Here is an 18,920-nt window from a genome sequence, read left to right as displayed (position 1 = left end):
AATCACTTGCTGAACGAGGCGGCAAGATTCTTTGCCACGTCGCGCAGGTTGGCAAACCAGTCATAGGCCAGCGGGTCGGCAACCACCACGGTTCCCTTGATGTGGGTGGCAATGGCCTCTGCACTCTTGCGGGCGAACTGGGGCTGCACGAAAATGGTGCGTATGTTCAGCTCTGCGGCTTCTTCCATCAGTTCCTTGAGAATGCGCGGAGTGGGTTCCTTGCCTTCATACTCGATGGGAACCTGCTTCAGGCTGTAGTTCATGGCAAAGTAGCCCCACGAGGGGTGAAAGACCATGAACACGCGCTTTTCCTGTGGAATGGCTTCGAAAATATCCATCAGTTCCCTGTCGAGGGCATCGATTTCTTTTTCCAGCTCGGCATAGTTCGTGCGGAAGATGGTGGCGTGTTCAGCATCGGCCCTGCCGAGTTCCTTGCGCACGGTATCTGCCATATGCTTCATGAGCATGGGTGAGAGCCACACGTGGGGATCAAGGCCGCCGTGGTCATGCCCGTCATGCATATCGTGCCCGGGAGCTTCCTGACCATGCCCTTGGGCGTCTTCATGCTTGGCTTCACCTTCATGGTGGTGCTCCGCCATGGGCAGCTTGTGGATGCCTTTGTCCACGTTCACAACCTTCATAGATGGGTTGGCGGCCTGAATGCGGGGCATCCATGCTTCTTCAAAAGGCACGCCTATGGCGAAATACAGCTGTGCGTCGGACAGGGCTGCCATCTGGCGGGGCTTGGGTTCATATGTCGCCGGGCTTGCTCCGGGCTGGACCATGACGGAGACATCGACAAACTCGCCCCCGATACGCTCCACGAAATACTGCAGCGGGACTATGCTGACCACCACGGGCAGCTTGGCAGCCTGTGCTGTTGCGGGCATGAGAGGAAGCAGGGCAGAAAGTGCAAACACTGCGGCCAGTGCAACGGCGCGCAGGGCAGGGATGGTGAAATATGAATGGCGACGCATGCGAACTCCTTGAAAGGTAAGAGACTGTGGTCGATGCAGACGCATAGTATATGCAAGGAATTGTGAAGACCGTCAACAAAAGGGACGCGCCGGACAGGAAAGTGGCCGTGCTCCGGCGGAATTCTGTGTGTATTGCTCCGCGCCATGCTGCAGGGCCGTAATTTGAGGGTGTTGCGCATCCGGTCCTTGGCTTGCCGCATGAAATGGCGTAAAGGTTGGGCGCAACAAGATACGGAACGCCCGCAGACTGCCGTGAATATGTTGATTCGTGTGGCTGTGGCGGGAAACCGGATATACAGCAGCAGGACGTACGAATGCCTATAGAACGCAGAAAGACTCGCGAGATTCGGGTGGGGGATGTCCGCATCGGCGGTGATAACCCTGTTGTCGTGCAAAGTATGACCAATACGGACACGCGTGATGTGGAGGCCACTGTCGAGCAGATTCGTCAGCTGGCGGAAGCAGGGTGCGAGATTGCCCGTGTGGCGGTGCTGAACGAAGGCGCGGCCTGGGCCATAGGGCAGATACGGCAGCAGGTTTCCATTCCGCTCATTGCCGATATCCATTTTGATCATCGTCTTGCGGTGATGTCGCTTGAGGCGGGGGCGGATGCCCTGCGTATCAATCCCGGCAACATCGGCGGCAGAAAGAATGTGGATGCGGTGGTTGACGCCGCCCGCGCTCACAACGCCTCCATCCGTGTGGGCGTGAACAGCGGCTCGGTGGAAAAGGCATTGCTCGACAAGTTCGGCGGTCCCACGCCGGAAGCCATGGTGGAAAGTGCCCTCGGACATGTGCGCATGCTTGAAGAGCGTAACTTTTTCGAAACCAAAATTTCCCTCAAGTCCTCTTCGGTGCTGCATACCATAGACGCCTACTGCCTTCTTGCCGGACGCTGCGACTATCCGCTGCATATCGGCGTGACCGAGGCAGGCACGCTCATGCGTGGTGCCGTCAAGTCTTCCGTGGGGCTGGGCATATTGCTCTGGCAGGGCATTGGTGATACTTTGCGTATCTCCCTGACGGACGATCCAGTTAAGGAAATGTCTGTGGCCTGGGAGCTGCTGCGGGCGCTCGGTCTGCGCTACCGCGGGCCGGAAATCATCTCGTGCCCCACCTGCGGCAGGACGGAAATCGGACTCATCAATCTTGCGGAAGAAGTGGAACGTCGTCTCGAAGGCGTGACCGACTCGTTCAAGGTCGCTGTCATGGGCTGTGTGGTAAACGGTCCGGGCGAAGCGCGTGAAGCGGATATCGGTGTTGCCGGAGGACGCGACAAGGGCATTATCTTCCGCAAGGGAGAGATAGTGAGAACGGTGAAAGGCGGTGCCAAGCTGCTGGAAGCCTTCATGGAAGAACTAGATTCGTTCCTTGCTGAACGAAAAAAAGGATAATCGATGCGTTGGAGCCGTTTTTACATTCCGACCCTCAAGGAAGCCCCCAGTGATGCGGAAGTTGTCAGCCACAAGCTGCTGACCCGTGCGGGCATGGTGCGCAAGCTGACCTCCGGCATTTACACCTACATGCCGCTTGGTCTGCGTTCCATCTCCAAGGCCGCCAATATCGTGCGCCAGGAAATGGACAAGGCCGGTGCCAACGAAGTGAGCATGCCCATGGTGCAGCCCGCGGACCTGTGGCAGGAATCCGGCCGCTGGGACTTCTACGGTCCGGAATTGCTTCGTATCAAGGACAGACACCAGCGCGACTACTGCCTCGGACCCACCCACGAGGAAGTGATTACCGATGTTGTGCGCGGCGAAGTGCGTTCCTACCGCCAGCTGCCTGTGAATCTGTATCAGATTCAGACCAAGTTCCGTGATGAAATCCGCCCCCGTTTCGGCCTTATGCGTGGCCGTGAATTCATCATGAAGGACGCTTATTCCTTCGACAAGGATCAGGCAGGTCTCGATGCCAGCTATCAGGCGATGTATGATGCCTATATGGCCATCTTTTCCCGCATGGCTCTCAATTTCCGCCCCGTGGAAGCCGACAGCGGCTCCATCGGCGGCAGCTTCTCCCACGAGTTCATGGTGCTGGCCGAAACCGGCGAAGACACTGTGGTCGTCTGTCAGGCATGTTCCTACGCCGCCAACATCGAGCGTGCGGAAGTGCTCTGCACCGGCGACGAATGCGACGGTCTGGACACCCCCGTGGAAGAAGTCTCCACCCCCGGCAAGTGCACGGTTGAAGACGTTGCCGCCTTCCTTGATGTGCCGCAGGCGGCCATCATCAAGACGCTCATCTTCGTGGCAGACGGCGAACCCGTTGCTGCACTGGTGCGCGGCGACCGTGAACTGAACGACGTGAAGCTCAAGAACCTGCTGCACGCCGACGTGCTGGAAATGGCCACCCCCGAACAGGTGCAGAAGTGGACCGAAGCCCCCGTGGGCTTTGCCGGTCCCGTGGGCCTGAAGATTGCCCGCATTTACGCAGACAACGAACTGCGCCTTGCCACCGACTGGGTTGTGGGTGCCAACAAGGGCGACACGCACCTCAGGCACGTTTCCCTGAAGCGCGATGTGAAGCTTTCCGGTTTTGCCGACCTGCGCCTCATCACGGAAGAGGACGTCTGCCCCAAGTGCGGCGGCGCCATCTCCCTGACCAGAGGTATTGAAGTGGGCCACGTGTTCAAGCTCGGCACCAAGTATTCCGAAGCCATGAACTGCAAGTACGTGGACGAGCAGGGCAAGGAACAGACCATGATCATGGGCTGTTACGGCATCGGCGTTTCCCGTGTTGTGGCTTCCTGCATTGAGCAGAACCACGACAAGGACGGCATCAAGTTTCCCCCGCCTATCGCTCCCTTCGAGGCGCTGGTGCTCAACCTTGATATCCGTACCGATGATGTGTGCGCCAAGGTTGACGAAATCTATGAACTGCTCAAGTCGCAGGGCGTGGACGTGCTGGTGGATGACCGCGAAGAACGTCCCGGCGTCAAGTTCAAGGATGCCGACCTCATCGGTATTCCCATGCAGCTCGTTGTGGGCGGCAAGGGCCTTGCCCGTGGTATCATTGAAGTGAAGGACCGCCGCACCGGCGAGAAGTCCGAACTGCCGGTGGAAGGCTTTGCTGAAGCCTTTGCCGCGTGGAAGAAGGACGTCTACGCCGGTTGGGGAATCAAGTAACAGGTTGTTTTAACGAGCTGCCTCCGGCGGCCAAGGGGGAGCGCCCCCTTGGAACCCTCGGCAGGGGGATGATCCCCCTGCACCCCGCGAAAGGGGTGGTCCCACGTTTCGTGGGTTAGGCATTGCTCCCGGACACGATTTGCGTTTAGTTTGCTCCTGCCGCCCATATGGGGGCGGCAGGAGTTTTTTCATATTGCAGGCAGCTGATATCGCTTGGGCAGAGTCAGGGAAAGGCTTGGGTATGGCCGGCGAGGCTTGGGTATGGCTCAGGCATAACCCGGACATTATCCGGAAATAGCATTGTTACTCCCATCCGTTGCCCCGTTCCGTATCAGGTGTTCCAGAGAGAATAGTCCCCTTACCGGGGGGCAGGGCAGCAACCCGGTCCGCCGGAGGCATTACCACACATGAGCCGCATATTTTCCGTTCGAGAACTGACTGAGGCCGTCAAGCGCACGCTTGAGGGGGTCTATCCGTTCGTGTGGGTAAAAGGGCAGGTCTCCAACCTGACAAAGGCCGCTTCGGGCCATGTGTATTTTTCCCTCAAGGATGCGGACGCCACCCTGAACTGCGTGTGGTTCCGCACTGCCCAGCGGGGCGAGGAGAGCTTTGATCCGCTGACCGGCGAGGTATTTGAGGATGGCCCGCGCCCGAGTCTTGCGCAGACAATGCGCGAGGGCATGGAGATCATGTGTGCGGGACGGCTGAACGTGTATCCCCCGCGTGGTGCCTATCAGCTGGTTGTCGAGATTGCGCAGGATGCAGGGCTTGGCCGTCTGTATCTTGAATTCGAGGAGCTGAAGCGCACACTGGCCGCCAAAGGCTATTTCGATACGCAGCGCAAACGTGCGTTGCCGTATCATCCTGCGCGTGTTGCCGTTGTCACCGCCACCACAGGCGCGGCCATTCGGGATTTTCTGCGCATTGCTGGCGAGCGGGGCTGGGGCGCGCAAATCCGCATCTATCCTTCGCTGGTGCAGGGCGATGCCGCACCCGCGCAGATAGTACAGGCGCTGGAAACGGCCAATGCCCATGGCTGGGCCGATGTCATTGTCCTTGTGCGCGGTGGCGGTTCCATAGAGGATTTGTGGGCGTTCAATGATGTGCGGGTGGCAGATGCCGTTTTTGCCTCGGCCATTCCGGTTGTTTCCGGTGTGGGACATGAGGTGGACGTGACCATCGCCGACCTTGTGGCAGACATGCGCGCGGCAACCCCGAGCCATGCGGCCCAGCTGCTCTGGCCGGAACGGGCCACACTCATGCAGACCGTGGATGAATGCCAGATGCGCCTGCAACGCCGTTGGGATACGGGCATGCGCGAGCGTGAAAGCCTGCTCGCAGCCCTTACCCGCGGCCTTGCGTGGCTTTCTCCCGCACGCCAGCTGCAGCGGCTTGATGAACGCTTTGAAGATTTGGGCCTGCGGTTGCACCGTGCGCTGGACGGGAAGATATCCCGCGATGCAATGGCGGTTCAGGGCTGCACTGATCGGCTGGTGCGTGCCTTCGGGCCGGAGGCTGTTGCCCGCCATGAACTTCGCGTGAGTGCTCTGGAAGACAGGCTGCACTGGGCAGGAGAGAAGGTGCTCCACGGCAGGCAGGTCGTGTTTGAACGGTTGTCGGCCCAGCTTTCCATGCTGGACCCCATGCGTCCGCTTGAGCGGGGCTACAGCCTTGTCCGTCGTGATGACGGAACCATATTGCGCAGCGTGCGCGAGGCCGGAATAGGCAGCAAGCTGCATGTCACCGTGCGCGACGGCGTGGTGCAAACGGAAGTGACGGGCATTGCCCCGGATATTTCAGGAGATTCATAGTGTTGTTGTCTGTGCGCCCTCATGGGCCGGAACGTGGGAGAGTGTGGTCTGCGGCTGTTGTTTTGATGCTGTTTATGCTGGTTTGCTGCGCGGGACTGGTTCCCGTGCGTGCTTTTGCGCAAGTACAGGTGCAGGTTGCACTGCCTGAACAGGTTTCTCCGGGCCAGCCGTTCGTGGCCAAAGTTCTCTCCGATGCACCGTTGGGCGATGTGTTCGTGGAGTGGAATGGTAAATCAGTCCCTGTGACTTTTAAACAGACCAGCGAGAAAGCGTGGCAGGGTGCCGTGCTGCTCGGTGTTCCCTTTGCGGAAAAGGGCAAGGCTGTTTCGCTTCGCCTGAGCTCTGTTTCCGGTGCCGGATATGCCACGACGGACTACTCCGTGCCGCTGGTGGCCAAGCAGTATCCCGAACAGCATCTCAAGGTGGACCGCAAGTACGTTGAGGTGGCCAAGCAGAATCTGGACAGACACAAGAAGGAACGGGAGCGCATAGTGGCTGCACTTGCGCGCATAAACCCCGAGCAGGAATGGACGCTGCCTTTCCTGCGTCCTGTACCCGGCGGCGTGTCCAGCGAATACGGACTGACCCGCTTTTTCAACGACAAGCCGCGCAATCCGCACAAGGGACTGGACCTGAGAGGCGCGGCAGGAACCCCCATACGCGCCTGTGCAGACGGCGTGGTGGTGCTTGCCGAGAATCATTTTTTTGCGGGTAATTCCGTTTACATCGACCACGGACAGGGCGTTGTGAGCATGTATTTTCATATGTCGAAGATTGACGTGAAGACGGGGCAGAAAGTCTCGCGCGGCAGCGTTGTCGGCAAGGTGGGCAGTACCGGACGCGTGACCGGCCCGCACCTGCATTTCGGCATTTCGGTGCAGGGAGAACTGGTTGACCCCGTGCCGCTTCTGGCGGATAATTAACGGATTGCCTGTCCGTGCGCCATGTTCCGATATGATTTGGGTATTGCCGGCGTTAACGCTGTGACAGCGGGGCGCGGTATTTCAGCGAATATGAACATGGGCATGGCCTCGGGAGAACGACATGGCACAGAAGAAAATGCAGTTTGAAGAGCAGCTCAAGCGGCTGCAGACCATAGTGGAAGAGCTTGAACGCGGCGAACTGCCGCTCGAAAAGAGCGTGGAGTTGTATAAGGAAGGACTGACCCTTTCCAAAACATGCCGCGGCCAGCTTGAGAAGGCGAGAAACGAGATAACCGTGTTCAGTGAAGGGGCTGTTCAGCCCTTTGACGGGACCGAGGAGAATGTGGATGACCCCGCAGGAGCTTAAGGCGCGTCTGGGCGAAAGTGCCCGCATGGTGGAATCGTATCTGGCGGAGTGCCTGCACGGGCGCAATATCCCTGAAGGGTTGCTCAAGGCCATGGAATACAGTCTGCTGGCAGGTGGCAAGCGGCTTCGTCCCGTTCTGTGCCTTGCCGTGGCACAGATGATGGGTCTTGAACCTTCGCGCGTGCTGCCTTTTGCCTCAAGCATCGAGTTCATCCACACCTATTCGCTTGTGCACGATGACCTGCCTGCCATGGACAACGATGATCTGCGTCGCGGCAAGCCTTCCAACCACAAGATGTTCGGCGAAGCTTCTGCCATTCTTGCGGGCGATGGCCTGCTGACCGAGGCCTTTGCCGTAATGGGTTCTGTTGCGGGCGATATTCCGGCAGACCGCGTGGTGCGTGCCATGGTGGAAGTGGCAACTGCGGCCGGTTCCGGGGGCATGGTCGGCGGCCAGCAGCTTGATATGGAATACACCGGACGCGATGGCGTGAGCTATGACGAACTGCGCGGCATGCACGCCATGAAGACCGGCGCGCTTATCCGCTGTTCCTGCCTTTCCGGTGCCATTCTGGCCGGTGCCTCTGAAGAGGACAATCAGCGCATCAGAATTTACGGCGAAGCCATAGGCGCAGCTTTCCAGATCGTGGACGACATCCTTGATGAAGTGGGCGACGAAGCCCAGCTCGGCAAGCCTGTGGGCAGCGATATAGAGCAGGGCAAAACGACGTACCCCAGCCTCATGGGTATAGACAGGAGCCGCGAACTGGCCCAGCAGCATGTGGACAGGGCCATTGAGCAGCTGCGTCCCTATGAAGGGCCGGATGCCGACTTCCTGCGCTGTCTTGCGCAATACATTGTTGACAGGGTGTCGTAAGAGGTTAATGTGCCTTCTGCACACAGGAATTGATGGTTGTTGATCGTGTAACCAATTGTCTTCGCAAGCTTAGTTGTTAAACGAACCAGGATTGTACATGACCTCAGCAGGTATTTCGACCGGGCTATTGAGCAAAATTCGCACCCCCCGCGACGTACAGGAAATGGATGCCGCCCAACTTGAACAGCTGGCCGCTGAACTGCGGCAGGCGATCATTTCCACCGTGTCGCAGAATGGCGGCCATCTTGCCCCCTCGCTGGGAGTTGTGGAGCTGACCATAGCCATGCTTTCTTCCTTTGATTTCGAGGAAGACAAGGTCGTATGGGACGTGGGACATCAGGCTTACGCGTGGAAGCTGCTTACCGGCAGGGCCGATACCTTTCATACGCTGCGCACCAAGGATGGTGTGAGCGGTTTTCCCAAAATGGCGGAAAGCCCCTATGACCATTTTGGTGTCGGGCATTCCTCCACGTCCATTTCCGCAGCGCTCGGCTTGGCCGTGGCGCGTGATCTGGCAGGAAAGAAGCATGAGGTCATGGCGGTTATCGGCGATGGTTCCATGACGGCCGGACTGGCCTTTGAAGGTCTGAATCAGGCCGGACATATGGACCGCAAGCTGCTGGTTATCCTCAACGACAATGAAATGTCCATCTCCCGCAATGTGGGGGCCATGTCACATTTCCTTTCCCGTAACCTTTCCTCGCGCTGGGTGCGCCGGTTCAAGAAGGATCTGGAAACAGTCCTCAATTCGGTTCCCGGCATAGGCGAGGAGATGCTCAACTATGCCAAGCGCAGCGAGCACAGCCTGAAGAGTTTCTTCACGCCCGGGATGCTGTTTGAAGCTTTTCACTTCAACTACATGGGGCCGGTTAACGGCCACAGCATCAAGGACCTGCAAAAAGCCTTCAAGCTCTGCAAAGACCTTGATGAACCCGTGCTGCTGCATGTGATGACCAAGAAGGGCAAAGGCTACGAGCCTGCGGAATCCAATCCCACGCATTTCCACGGTGTGGGCAGCTTTGAGCCGGAGACAGGGCAGGCAAAAAAGTTTGCCGCGCTGAGCAACCTGCCGAGCTATACGGATGTTTTCGGTAGCACGTTGTGCAACATGGCCCGCAAGGACTCGCGCATAATAGCCATAACCGCCGCCATGCCGGAAGGAACGGGAACAGCCTGCTTTGCCGAGCAGTTCCCCGACCGGTTCGTGGATGTGGGCATCTGCGAGCAGCACGCCGTGACGTTTGCCGCCGGTCTGGCAACGCAGGGGCTTCGTCCTGTCGTGGCCATCTATTCCACCTTCCTGCAGCGCTCGTATGACCAGATCGTGCACGATGTCTGCCTGCAGAACCTGCCCGTTCTGTTCTGTATCGACCGTGGCGGGCTGGTGGGCGAAGATGGCCCCACCCATCACGGGGCATTTGACCTGAGCTACCTGCGCCATATTCCCAATCTGGTGGTGCTGGTGCCCGGCAGCGAGGCTGAATTGCAGGACTGCATGGCCACGGCCCTGGCGCATGACGGCCCTGTGGCCATCCGGTATCCGCGAGGTGCCGGATATGGTGTGCCGCTCAGACCCGAGCCCATAGTGTTCCCCATCGGCACCGGTGAGGTGTTGCAGCAGGGAGAAAAGGTTGCTGTTATCGCCGTTGGGTCCCGCGTGCAGCCCGCGCTGGAAGTCTCGCGCGAGGTGGCGGAAGCCACCGGCAGGCAGGCGACCATTTTCAACGCACGCAGCGTGAAGCCGCTGCCCGAGCAGCAGTTGCTTGAGCTTGCCGCAACCCACGATACCTTGCTGCTGATTGAAGAAAACACGCTGGTGGGCGGCTTCTCGTCCGGTGTGCTTGAGTTCCTTTCGGATCATGAAGCCCTTGACGGCAAGCGGGTGCGCAGGCTTGGCATTCCTGATGCGTTTGTGGAGCACGGCAAACAGAAGGAACTGCGCGCCATGCTCGGCATAGACAAGGAAGGTATCCGCAAGGTTCTTCTTGAGCTGCTGGCCTGATCCGGACCGGATTGGTCTTACCTGGCCTGAGTAGGCCTGACCAGGGCTGACTCGGTCTGGCTGGTTTGGCTCTCGGACTTGGTCTGCCTTGGTTTGGCACCAGTGATTGTATTGCTATTCCGACCCGCGGGTTTTTCCTGCGGGTTTTTTATTTTTCCGACCGAAGGATTGTAACCGACGTGTTCTTCTGAGAGTCATTAGAGTAGTTGATGCAGCGTATCCTGATTGTACCCCGGTTGTACCCCGGCTGTACCCCGGCTGTACCCTGACGAATAACCCTTTCGCCCCGGTGACTTCATGCTCCTGAGGAATTGCCTTTGTTGTTAAGCGATGACGAGATAGTGCAGCGCGTGTTGCATGGGGATATCAATACCTATGCCGCCCTGATTGACCGGCACCGGCAATGCGTTTTTCGCATTGTGGTCGGTCATGTGCCGCACGACAGGGCAGAAGAAGTCGTGCATGAAACATTCGTCAATGCGTATAAAGGGTTGTCGTCGTACCGCGGGGGCGAAAAGTTCCCCAACTGGCTTTCACGTATTGCCGTGCGCTGCTGCTACGACTTCTGGCGGGAAAATGGCCGGAACAGGGAGATTGCCTTCTCGCTTCCGGAAGATTCTGTCGAGTGTCTGGAAAGGCTCATGGCTGATACGGCCATGACGACCTATCAGGACGCGGCCAGAAGCAGAGAGGCGCAAACCATCCTTGAGTGGGCTCTGCGCCAGCTTTCACCCGAAGACAGAATGGTTATCACCCTGACCGCACTGGAAGAAAAGAGTGTAGCCGAAGCAGCGGAATTGCTGGGCTGGAGCAGGGTGAATGTGAAGGTACGGGCGTTGCGCGTACGTAGAAAACTGAAGGATATTCTAGCTCAGGCCGGAATTTCGGAGGTGTAGCATGAGTAACTATATTGAACGATTCGTCATTTTTCTCAGCATGGCCCATAAAGCCTCAGCTGCAGCTGCCGATAACAGGTTCAGTCCTGCGGGGGCGGTGCTCACGGCATCCGTCATGGACGAGATATTCTTTCTGTCGCTGGAAGACGGCTGGCGGGGGTTCACAAGAACTGCCTATTCGTTTTCAGCGATGGCGTGCATTGCAGCCCTTGCACTGTTCATGGTTTCGGGCGCTCTGGGGCAGAGCACCTATATTGATAGAATAATCAACGGGCTGCTGTATGATCCGGCTGGCCTGTTTACGCTTTATTACATGGAATTTTAAGAGGTCTGATTATGCTATCTGCGCATATGAAGAGAAATATTGCAGCTGTTGCCCTTTTGCTTTCGGGTATCATTGCGGGTGCTGCTGGCATGTATGTCTGGACGATAACCTACGCTCCTGGTTTTCCGCCACCTCCCGAAGAGATGCGGGAACGGATATTCATGCACCTTAAGCGTGAGATTCAGCTCACTCCGGAGCAGGAACGCGTGATCCGGCCGGAGTTCGAAGAGGCATGGGAACAGGGAGAGGTGCTCAGAAGGGAAATGGAACCCAAGCTCCGGGCCTTGTTTGATGAAACGGACGAGCGCATTCGCGGGTATCTCTCGCCTGAACAGAAAGTGCTGCTTGAAGAATTCCATAAGAAGATGTCGGAGCGCAGGGGCAAGTTCGGCCCTCCTCCTACTCCTCCGCCGCCACCACCCTTGCAATAGAAAAGACCGCCTTCGGGCGGTTTTTTTGTAACTTTTGTTCTTTCTCAAGCGTCTTGTGTTGTAGCGGTAAAGCAGAATGAAGCTTGAGAGAAAAAGCGCCATACTCCCCTATGGTCTTTTTACTTCCCTCACTCCCCGGAGTTTCATGTCTGTCCGTTATGTAGCCCGGCATCCCCTGTCGGGCTACAATTCTTAATGTAACCATGCATAGCAAGCTGTGCGTCATACAGTGAAGGCAATTGTTCATGATGAAAGTTGCTGAAGTATACATACGCAAGGAGCTATTGTATGAAGAAAATAATGTTGTTGATTGTTTCGTTTATGTTGATGCAGACCGTTGTTGCATTTGCGCAACCCCGTGGTCCTGAAATGCATGAGCCGTCTGCAGGTTTTTCAATGCCCATGCCCCCCACGCCCTGCATGGGGCCCGCTCCGCTCGATATGCTTGATCTGGTAGACCTTACTTCCTCCCAGAAGACTGCGGTGGTTACGCTGCTCAAGAAGCAGATAGAGCGTATGGACAAGAATGCCGAGGCTGAATCCCCCGATCTTCGCATGGAATCGCAAAAGGCGATGCGCACCGCCATGGAAAAGGGCGATGTGGAAGCTGTTCGCTCGCTTGCCAGCCACAAAGGAGAAGAAGTGACACGCAGGCTCGTGGAGCAGGCAACCTTTGTTGCCGAACTGCGCGGAATTTTGACTCCTGAACAGCTGAAGCGGCTCGATGCCCTGCGTGACCGCCTTGCGTTGCGGTTTGAAAGGCGTATGCAGGATGCAGGTGACGGTCCTGAAGGCATTGGCGGCATGCGTGCCGAGCGCCCTGCGCACCGCCCCGGCGGACCAGAGCATATGCGTCCACCCCGTATGTTCCCTGAAGAGATGAAGCGCGACATGCAGCGCTGGATAGACGAAAACAGCTAGCAAAGAAAAAGGCCCGCCATCTGAAGATGGCGGGCCTCACTGTTATTGAGCCGTTAGCGTGCGCGGGCCATTTCTCTCAGTCGCTGCACACGTTCCTCAATGGGCGGGTGGGTGCTGAAAAGACGCGCAAGGTTGGCACCGGCAAAGGGATTGACGATGAACATGTGCGCTGTGGCCTCGTTGCCTGCCCGCATGGGAACCTGCTGGGAATATGCGCCCAGCTTTTCCAGTGCGGAGGCAAGGTAGAGCGGATTACCGGCAAGGCGTGCGCCCGTGTCGTCCGCCAGATACTCACGCGAACGGGAAATGGCGAACTGGATAAGGCTTGCCGCAACAGGAGCCAATATGGCCAGCAGCAGGATAGTAAAGGGATTGCTGCCGCCTTCTTCGTCATTGTTGCTGCCGCCCATGCCGAAAATGGTCATCCACTGCATCATGTTGGCCACGGTGACGATGGCAGAGGCAAGCACCCCGGCAACGGACTGCACCAGAATGTCGCGGTTGGCAATGTGGCCTATCTCATGGGCCAGCACGCCCTTGAGTTCTTCGGGACTCAGCAGGCGCATAATGCCGCTGGTAACGGCCACCACGCCATGTTCCGGGTTACGGCCCGTGGCAAAGGCATTGGGGGCGTCCTCAGGAATGACACAGATACGGGGCTTGGGAATACCGGCGTTGCGGGCAAGCTCCTCCACCATTCTGTGCAGCGCCGGGGCATCGGTGGCGTCCACTTCCTGCGCATTGTACATGCGCAGCACGATCTTGTCGGAATACCAGTAGCTGCCGACGTTCATGATCAGCGCCAGTCCAAAGGCAAAGACAAGGCCGGTTTTACCCCCCATGGCACCACCAAGAAAGATGATGATGCCCGAAAGCAGGGCGAGAAGCATGACGGTCTTGAGATTGCTGGTCATCGGTTCAAAACTCCTTGCGGGGATCGAATATAACCCGTCTGTGTATGGTTGGCGCGTTCGATCTGTCGAGGTCATCGGACGCGCATGCCGGCGGAAAAAGCGCGGCTCTTTCTGCCGTTCAGAAGCTATTGTTAATACGCTGTGCGCCGTTGGCAAGGGGTGAAACAGAGAAAACCATCCGGAAACACAGGATGTCTCCGGATGGTTCATGGTGTCTCAGTATGAGAGCGGGCAGACGGGAGGCTACATGAGAGCGGGTAGACGGGAGGCTACATGAGAGCGTGCGGACGGGAGGTTACTGCCCGAATTGCATCATGTACACGCGGCGGAGCATGTCTGCGGGTATCTCCGAGGTCCAGTGACCCGTAGCCAGCGCCCATGCATATACCGCAAGCAGAAGGGCAACGCAGCTTATCCCCACAGCCTTGAAGGGAATAGCCTTGTTGCCGGCACGCATGGTCAGGCAGCCTTCAACGGGACAGGCTTCCAGACAGGCAGCGCACCCTATGCATTCCGGCGAATTCACCCTTTGCTTTTCATCAACACGTATGCCCGCAGGGCAGGCCTTGCGGCACTTGCCGCAGGCGATGCAGGTATCCTTTTCCCTGTTTACGGCGATGGGGCTGAAGATGGCAAAAAGTCCCAGCAGCGCGCCATAGGGGCAGAGAAAACGGCACCACGCGTTGCGGATGAACAGGGAGAGCACAAGCAATGCGGCAACCACAAGTATGGTGGTGAGTGAGGGAGAAAGGAAGAAATGCAGCATGCTGGCATCGGCAACCAGATTGTAGCGGGCGGAAAGAAAGCTCTCTATGGAGCGAACATCCATGCCGATGACGATAAACCACAGAAAACCGCAGAGGATGACGTATTTGGGGATGGTGAAAAGACGGGTGGCAAGGGGGCCGGTTTCCCTGCCCGTTTTGAGCTTGCGGCCCAGACGTTCCACCATGGAGGATATGAATCCCACGGGGCATATGTATCCGCAGAATCCCTTGCGCAAGGCAACCGCCATGAGGAGGAACGCGAGAAAGAGCGTAAGACCTGCAGGATGGACGGAATCCCATTGACCGGTCAGAAAGAAGCGCTTGGCGGCCATGAGCGCGCTGATGGGCAGAAAGGCTTCTACCGAAGGGGGCTTGGGAGTGAATATTTCAGTTCCGCCACCGAGCCAGAGCACGTGGCGGTGGAAAAGATAGCCTGCATAGAGGCAGAAAATGGTAAGTGCGGCCTGTATGGCAAGGCGCAGCCTTCCGCTGGGCCGGAGAAAAGAAAGAGTAGGCATGGGCTACCTGTCTGTATCGCGCTGGTTTTGATCGACAGGGAGACATGTCACATACAGCGGCGAATGTCAGCCCTGTTTTTGCCTGTTAGCGCGTCACAAAAAAAAGGACATGGCTTGCCCGAGCACATGTCCTTGAGACCGGGGGGACCGGTCTGCTCAATTTTCGGCACCAAGGCCGGGAAATTGAGACCACGAAGCTAGCTGGTCTTCTTGATGTAGTACAGCGCAGCAAGAACTGCAGCAAGTCCTACGAAAAACATTACGAAATCCATGTCTTAACTCCTGACGTGTGCCAACTTGTTAAAAAATTCTCAAGCCCACAAAAAGATTCCTACTGGAAAATTTCTCAAAGCACAAGTCTATAGGCCAAAAATCACGGTGTGATTGCGGAAAAATTCGCAAGTGCCTGCTTTGCATTGCGAATGAAGCGCAGGGAGAGGTTGCGGTCTTTGCGTCCGTCGGCATCTTCAAGACCGGTATGGGCATCCACACCCGCAGGCCGGACTATGTGTATTGCCTCGGCCACATTGTCCGGTGTAAGTCCTCCCGCCAGAATGACGGGACGGGAAGAACGCTCCACCAGCCGCCGCGAGATGCTCCAGTCGTGCACCATGCCCGTGGCCCCGTCGGCTCCGGTGGCAGGGTTGTGTGTATCCGTGATAAAGGCATCCACATATTCGCTCATACGGTGCATCAGGCCTTCAAGTTCCGCCGTATTGTCCGTATCACAGCGGATAACCAGGCTTTTGATGACAAACAGCTCCGGTGCCGCCTTTTTCAGCCGCTTCAGTTCCTCCGTGTCGATATCTCCGTGCAACTGCACGTGCCGCATGTTCAGGGCGGCGCAGAACTGCCGTATCTCCTCTGCGCGATCCAGATAGCAGATGCAGACAGGGGTGGCCTGCGGGGCAATGGCCAAGGCCATGTGTGCGGCCTCAGCCTCGGTGCAGTCTTCCGCATTGACCGGCAGGCGGAGAGGAAAGCCTATGGCGTCCGCGCCTGCTTCCGCCAGCATGGCGGCTTCCTGCAGGTCTTGCACTCCGGCTATCTGCACAAGGCCGTGAAAGGGGTGCGAAGGCACAAGGGAAACAACTGTCCTGCTCACGATGTCTCCTGTCCGCTGTGTTCCGCCATTCGGGTGGATGCCTGTTCACGGGGACCGCACGCGCTTACATGGCCGTTTTCAAGGCTGAGCATATGGGTGATTTCGGGAATTAGCTCCGATGCGTAATGCGTGACATAGAGCATCTGCACGCCGTTACCGGCAAGCCTGCGCAGGGTGGCGAGAAAGTGCTCGCGGGAGGCGGGGTCGAGTCCGGAGCAGGGTTCGTCCAGTAACAGTATCTCCGGTGCCGGTGCCATGGCGCGGCAGAGCATGAAGCGTCTGAGGCGGCCGTAAGACATGTCGCGGATGCGCTGACCTGCATACTCGGCAAGTCCCATGTAGCGCATCCAGTCGGATGCTGTCTGGCGGTGCTCGTCGGTTACCGTCTGCCAGTCCCACAGGCCTACGCTGGCAAAGAAGCCGGACCAGACAAGCTCTTCGCCGGAAAGATCCATCAGCGTGCCGTGGTAGCCGTCGTGTCCGTAGGTGGCCTGAAAGCGGTCCGAGACATAGCCTATACGGCGGCGGACGACGTTCATGTCCGGCTGGCTTTCACCAAACCAGCGCACTGTACCGCCCCACGCCTGCCGCTCGTCACCCATGAGCAGGCGCAGCAGGGTGGATTTACCCGCGCCGTTGCTGCCGCATACCGCCCAGTTTTCACCGGGGCGGACGCACCATGAAATATCGTGCAGAACAGGCACACGGTTGATGAAGACCGTGGCCTTGTCGAGTTCGAAAATGGGGGTGGCGCCGTACTGCCTGTCGGCAATGCGGGGCATGGGAGCATGCGTATCAACGGAATCTTCAAACAGGGCAACTTCGCCTGCCGTGGCGGCAACGTCTGCAACAGGTCCCTGTGCAGCTATGTGGCCTGCCCGCAGAAGCATTGCATGCGTGGTGCAGGCAGGAAGTTCCTGCAGCCGGTGCGAGGCGAAAAGGACAGAGGCTCCCAGACCGGCGGCCCTGTCCACAATTTCGAGCACTTCGGCGCGGGAGGCGGTGTCCAGTCCTTCGCAGACTTCATCGAGCACGAGGATGCAGGGGCCGTTGACCAGCGCGCGGGCTACGAGCAGTTTTCTGAGCTGGCCTTGCGACATGGCGGGCAGGTGCATATCAAGCAGATGCTGCACGCCAAGGGTGCAGGCCAGTTGCAGGGCTTCTTCGCGTTGCTCGTCCGTCGGTTTTTCATAGAGCAGGGGGGAGTCGAACCAGCCGGTCAGCAGCAGTTCTTCTCCGGAAAGTTGCCACTGTTGCCGCACGTAATGTTCCTGCATTTCCGAGCTGACAATGGCTATGTGCCTGCGGATAGCAAGGGGCGTGGTTTCCGCGGTGCCGTCCATGAACCATGTAACCGAGCCGCCTGCCTGCTGGTCGGGGCGCTGTTCCCCGCGGATGAGGCGCAGCAGGGTCGATTTGCCTGCTCCGTTGGGGCCGATGATGGCCCAGTGCTCTCCGGCGTGCAGAGCCCAGTTGAGATCGTCTACAGCCTTGGAAGTGGCGGTGCCACCGGCAGTGCGCCGGGTAAAGGAGACCGTGCAGCGTTCAAGGGCAACAAGAGGATGTGCAGTCATGATTACGGCAGAAAGCTCCTGACCTGCATGGTGCGGTTCTCGAAATAGACGCTCTGCGTATAGCCGTAGGCGTGCGCGTACTCTGTCAGCTGGTCAAAAGCGTATCCGACGGAAGCCGTGGAGTGCGCATCCGAGCCGAAGCTGAGGGGCAGGCCGATCGCTTTCGCGGTTTCCATGAGGTAGGGACCGGGATAGATTTCCTTGCACATCTTGCGCAAGCCGGCGGAGGAAACCTCCATGGCCATTCCGGCATCCTTCACGGCACACAGCGCGGTGCGGACGGCTTCCTGCGCTTTGGAAGTGCCTATCCAGCTGCGGAAGACATCCACCGAGAAAATCTTGATGATGTCGGGATGGGCAATGATGTTGAAAAGGCCGGTCTTCGCAACGTCGATCATGGATTCAAAGAAGGTCTCGTAGCGGGCGTGGCATTCGGCCTCGGTCCATTCTGCCCAGTCATCGGCCTTGTAGTCGAAGCCCCACGTACCGAGAAAATGAATGCCCGCAATTACATAATCAAAGGGGTCTGCGGCCAGCTTTTGCCGGATGTAGGCATCCTGCCCCGTGGTCCAGTCCATTTCTATGCCGAGCAGCACCTTGATGCCGTCGTTGTTGGACTTGAGATCGGAAACCTGACGGATGTACTCCGGCCATGCAGCGGTGAGCTTGGCCTTGTAATCTGTGGGATAATCAAACCCTTCGGGCCGCGGCGAGTGTTCGGAGAAGCCGAAAACGGTCATGCCTTTGTCGCGGGCAGCTGCATACATTTCCTGCACGGTGGCTTTGCCATGGGAAAACAGCGTGTGAATGTGCGTATCGACGGTAATCATGATGTTCCTTGAAATGGGGGAGGAGCCAAAGGGAACAGGCGTTCCGCATGAACGAAACGCCTGCATTGGAAGACTTGATCAGTATTTGGGGTTCTGCACGACAATGGCAAACGCCTTGCGGACAGCCGCAAGTACGTCTTCATCCTTCACAGGGTCGCGCAGAACTATGGTTCCCGCCTGCGTGTAACGCGGGGGCAGCGAGTTCAGTGCCAGCGCATAAATGTCCTGTAGAGACAGTTCATCAGGCTGGTACCCGGGCGGTTCGGACATGACCTTCTGTATCATCTTGATGACCCGAACCTCATTGCGGTTGCGGATTTCAGAAACATTGATGGTGCCGATGTGGTACTTGTCCTTTTTTTCAGACATGCTCCCTCCGTAGCCGTGTAGTAAGTCGGTACTTGGCTATAGCAAGCATTACTGCGAAGGGGCAAGAGGTGAATGATAACCTGTTATGGCAGCAGATACGCCCTGTTGTATGATTGAAGGGAGGTGAAGCCCTGCCATAGCGGGGGCGGCAGGGCTTCACTCTTCATGATCCCGACGGGGAGCAGCTG

At 57.8% G+C, this 18,920-nt stretch carries 18 protein-coding genes; 11 read left to right on the top strand and 7 right to left on the bottom strand.

Annotation, left to right across the window (positions count from 1 at the left end; all coding sequences use genetic code 11):
* Positions 1-2: 2 nt before the first annotated feature.
* Positions 3-977 (bottom strand): metal ABC transporter solute-binding protein, Zn/Mn family, encoded by a 975-nt coding sequence (locus HUV30_RS13675; protein ID WP_174405978.1) that lies wholly within the window; start codon positions 975-977, stop codon positions 3-5.
* Between the two features lie 293 nt (positions 978-1,270).
* On the opposite strand from HUV30_RS13675, the gene ispG reads away from it, so the two are divergent.
* The 11 genes from ispG (at position 1,271) to HUV30_RS13620 (ending at position 12,655) form a co-directional block, all read left to right on the top strand.
* Positions 1,271-2,371 (top strand): flavodoxin-dependent (E)-4-hydroxy-3-methylbut-2-enyl-diphosphate synthase, encoded by a 1,101-nt coding sequence (gene ispG / locus HUV30_RS13670; RefSeq protein ID WP_276512319.1) that lies wholly within the window; start codon positions 1,271-1,273, stop codon positions 2,369-2,371.
* 3 nt (positions 2,372-2,374) lie between these two features.
* Positions 2,375-4,102, top strand: a complete 1,728-nt coding sequence (locus tag HUV30_RS13665; protein ID WP_174405976.1) for a proline--tRNA ligase — start codon at positions 2,375-2,377, stop codon at positions 4,100-4,102.
* Between the two features lie 407 nt (positions 4,103-4,509).
* Positions 4,510-5,913 (top strand): exodeoxyribonuclease VII large subunit, encoded by a 1,404-nt coding sequence (gene xseA, locus HUV30_RS13660; RefSeq protein WP_174405975.1) that lies wholly within the window; start codon positions 4,510-4,512, stop codon positions 5,911-5,913.
* A gap of 74 nt (positions 5,914-5,987) precedes the next feature.
* Entirely contained in the window at positions 5,988-6,836 is an 849-nt protein-coding gene (locus tag HUV30_RS13655; RefSeq protein WP_243452179.1) for a M23 family metallopeptidase, read from the top strand.
* Positions 6,837-6,957: 121 nt separating this feature from the next.
* Complete coding sequence (locus HUV30_RS13650) at positions 6,958-7,203, top strand: exodeoxyribonuclease VII small subunit (protein WP_174405974.1); 246 nt, start codon at positions 6,958-6,960, stop codon at positions 7,201-7,203.
* A complete protein-coding gene (locus HUV30_RS13645; RefSeq protein ID WP_174405973.1) occupies positions 7,184-8,080 on the top strand; it encodes a polyprenyl synthetase family protein in 897 nt (298 codons plus the stop codon). Before HUV30_RS13650 ends, HUV30_RS13645 begins: the two co-directional genes overlap by 20 nt.
* A 97-nt stretch (positions 8,081-8,177) precedes the next feature.
* Positions 8,178-10,082, top strand: coding sequence for a 1-deoxy-D-xylulose-5-phosphate synthase (gene dxs, locus HUV30_RS13640; protein ID WP_174405972.1), 1,905 nt, complete (start codon positions 8,178-8,180; stop codon positions 10,080-10,082).
* 317 nt (positions 10,083-10,399) lie between these two features.
* Complete coding sequence (locus HUV30_RS13635; protein WP_243452178.1) at positions 10,400-10,978, top strand: RNA polymerase sigma factor; 579 nt, start codon at positions 10,400-10,402, stop codon at positions 10,976-10,978.
* A gap of 1 nt (position 10,979) precedes the next feature.
* Positions 10,980-11,303 carry a hypothetical protein gene (locus HUV30_RS13630; RefSeq protein WP_174405970.1) on the top strand — a complete coding sequence of 108 codons (324 nt, stop codon included), beginning with the start codon at positions 10,980-10,982 and terminating at the stop codon, positions 11,301-11,303.
* A gap of 11 nt (positions 11,304-11,314) precedes the next feature.
* Positions 11,315-11,734 (top strand): periplasmic heavy metal sensor, encoded by a 420-nt coding sequence (locus tag HUV30_RS18310; protein WP_205245222.1) that lies wholly within the window; start codon positions 11,315-11,317, stop codon positions 11,732-11,734.
* A 396-nt stretch (positions 11,735-12,130) separates the two neighbouring features.
* On the top strand, positions 12,131-12,655 hold the full coding sequence (locus HUV30_RS13620; RefSeq protein WP_174405968.1) for a Spy/CpxP family protein refolding chaperone: 525 nt from the start codon (positions 12,131-12,133) through the stop codon (positions 12,653-12,655).
* A gap of 53 nt (positions 12,656-12,708) precedes the next feature.
* Here the strand turns inward: HUV30_RS13620 and htpX are convergent, their stop codons facing one another.
* The 6 genes from htpX to HUV30_RS13590 all read right to left on the bottom strand — a co-directional run bounded on the left by htpX (position 12,709) and on the right by HUV30_RS13590 (position 18,732).
* Positions 12,709-13,569: a zinc metalloprotease HtpX gene (gene htpX / locus HUV30_RS13615; RefSeq protein ID WP_174405967.1), complete on the bottom strand. Its 861-nt coding sequence runs from the start codon at positions 13,567-13,569 to the stop codon at positions 12,709-12,711.
* Positions 13,570-13,864: 295 nt separating this feature from the next.
* Positions 13,865-14,854, bottom strand: coding sequence for a 4Fe-4S binding protein (locus tag HUV30_RS13610; RefSeq protein WP_174405966.1), 990 nt, complete (start codon positions 14,852-14,854; stop codon positions 13,865-13,867).
* A 373-nt stretch (positions 14,855-15,227) separates the two neighbouring features.
* Positions 15,228-15,959 carry a phosphoribosylanthranilate isomerase gene (locus HUV30_RS13605; protein WP_243452177.1) on the bottom strand — a complete coding sequence of 244 codons (732 nt, stop codon included), beginning with the start codon at positions 15,957-15,959 and terminating at the stop codon, positions 15,228-15,230.
* Positions 15,956-17,533, bottom strand: a complete 1,578-nt coding sequence (locus tag HUV30_RS13600) for an ABC transporter ATP-binding protein (protein ID WP_174405965.1) — start codon at positions 17,531-17,533, stop codon at positions 15,956-15,958. The genes HUV30_RS13605 and HUV30_RS13600 overlap by 4 nt, the downstream gene beginning before the upstream one ends.
* A gap of 2 nt (positions 17,534-17,535) precedes the next feature.
* On the bottom strand, positions 17,536-18,363 hold the full coding sequence (locus tag HUV30_RS13595) for a histidinol-phosphatase (protein WP_174405964.1): 828 nt from the start codon (positions 18,361-18,363) through the stop codon (positions 17,536-17,538).
* Between the two features lie 78 nt (positions 18,364-18,441).
* On the bottom strand, positions 18,442-18,732 hold the full coding sequence (locus tag HUV30_RS13590; RefSeq protein WP_174405963.1) for a late competence development ComFB family protein: 291 nt from the start codon (positions 18,730-18,732) through the stop codon (positions 18,442-18,444).
* Positions 18,733-18,920: the final 188 nt, after the last annotated feature.

The sequence above is a fragment of the Desulfovibrio subterraneus genome (genome assembly GCF_013340285.1).
Lineage (GTDB): Bacteria > Desulfobacterota > Desulfovibrionia > Desulfovibrionales > Desulfovibrionaceae > Halodesulfovibrio > Halodesulfovibrio subterraneus.
This window is presented reverse-complemented; position numbering and strand designations above follow the sequence as displayed.